General features: G+C 52.5%; 3 protein-coding genes and 1 riboswitch. All 3 genes read right to left on the bottom strand.

What is annotated here, in order from left to right:
- Positions 1–329: 329 nt before the first annotated feature.
- Entirely contained in the window at positions 330–668 is a 339-nt protein-coding gene (locus tag G454_RS19740; protein ID WP_084413547.1) for a helix-turn-helix domain-containing protein, read from the bottom strand.
- Positions 669–775: 107 nt separating this feature from the next.
- Positions 776–876: riboswitch (cyclic di-GMP riboswitch) on the bottom strand.
- Positions 877–952: 76 nt separating this feature from the next.
- Positions 953–1,342, bottom strand: a complete 390-nt coding sequence (locus G454_RS19735) for a response regulator (RefSeq protein WP_084413546.1) — start codon at positions 1,340–1,342, stop codon at positions 953–955.
- A gap of 42 nt (positions 1,343–1,384) precedes the next feature.
- Positions 1,385–1,588, bottom strand: a 204-nt coding sequence (locus G454_RS19730) for a FliG C-terminal domain-containing protein (RefSeq protein ID WP_035108129.1), incomplete at its 5' end; no start/stop codon positions are given.

The raw sequence follows: 1,588 nt of genomic DNA, 5'->3' as shown, positions 1-1,588 counted from the left end.
TTAGCTTGAGTTTTGGTGGTTTTTTGGGAGCGAGGTCTCATTTCTTTTTCAAGGGGCTTATTCCTTTCTGGCGCCTACTGAAATTTTACACGGCCCACGGCAAAACTTTAAGCATGGAGCTTTAATTACCCTCACCTGCCCCAGGGCAGTTGCAAAATCTATGCGGGCGCACAACTTTAGCCAGAAAAATCGGGTCTGCCAATAAAGCCTGGATTAAGCTCTATTCCACAGCCTCCAAAGCCAGGACCGCCTGTTCCCCCCAAAGGGTGGGAACTGCGGCAACTCGATCCAGGTTAAGTTTCCTTAATTGTGCGGATAAACCAGCACAACTACTCAACCGCAAGCTGGGGAAAGTTCTTGACTTCCTCCACAAGTCTTTTGATGTCCGGGCGCCTCATAAAAAGCAATACCGCTTCTGCAACCTCTTCCGGAATTACCTGCTGCAAATCCCTTTCATCCAGCACCAGGTAGGCAAGGGGAATTTCGTACACATCGGCTAACTTTTTTAAAATTTCCGGTGAAGGCCTGCGTACCCCCCGCTCGTAACCAGATAGCGTGCTTACATGAAGCCCCATCATCTCCCCCACGTGCCTTAAAGTTAACCGCTTGCGCTGCCGAAAAAACGTAACCGCTCTCCCAAGCGCATTTTCTTCGACTCTCCTCAACATTGGTACGTGAGCGCACTCCAAAAGCGATTGGGCTAAAATCCTACATAAAAACTAGAAAAGCCACAGGGAGACAGGCACAACACGCCCTCCTGCGGCTGCCCCACCTCCCTTGCAACCCAGCCGTCATAGCCTCCCGGCGTGACTCCCGGGAAACCTTAGACCTGTGGCTTTGCGTCCCCGGCTTTCGCCGGGTTTGCCCTCCGGGAGTAATTATAGAAGCGGTTACGTTCATCAAATACCACCACAAGAAGGAAAACCTACCGCCCGACTTTCCGCAGCACCCGCTACTTATGTACCGTTTTTTCCGCTAATTTCTGCACTCCCTTCAACGCTTTCTCCACTGCGCTCCTCACCCTCTCCTCCTGAAAAGGCTTAACTATAAAGTCCAGCGCCCCGTACTGTATGGACTTGAGCACAAAATCTTTTTGGCCCATCGCGCTGACCATGATGATTTTTGCACTAGGGTCAACTTCCCTAAGCCTTTTTACTGCCTCTACGCCGTCCATTCCCGGCATCGTTATGTCCATAGTCACCAGGTCCGGCCGGTGCTTTTCGTACCTTTCTATGGCCTCTAACCCGTTTTCCGCTTCGACCACCTCGCACCCCATCTTTTGCAAGATGCTCCCGAGAACTGTGCGCATGAACTTCGCATCGTCCACCACTAGAACCTTCACTTTTTTATCCTCCCCCAGCTAAAAAGCTTCTCGGCTACTTACTCACAGGAGGACGGTGTCCTCTCCTCCGCGCGCAATGATAATTTCGCCTGCCTCGTCTAGGCGGCGGATGATCTGCACGATACGCTGCTGCGCCTCCTCAACGTCCCGCAGGCGCACCGGGCCCATGTACTGGATTTCCTCCCGCAGCATCTCCGCCGCACGCTTGGACATATTCTTGAAGATGCGCTCGTTGACTTCCTCGCT

It is taken from the genome of Desulfovirgula thermocuniculi DSM 16036, assembly GCF_000429345.1.
GTDB lineage: Bacteria > Bacillota > Desulfotomaculia > Desulfotomaculales > Desulfovirgulaceae > Desulfovirgula > Desulfovirgula thermocuniculi.
The sequence above is the reverse complement of the archived record's forward strand: the minus strand, read 5'-3'. Positions and strand labels throughout refer to the sequence as shown.

Excerpts from the sequence above, each read along its gene's own strand:
- G454_RS19740 (WP_084413547.1), bottom strand. The coding sequence starts at position 668 with ATGTTGAGGAGAGTCGAAGAAAATGCGCTTGGGAGAGCGGTTACGTTT.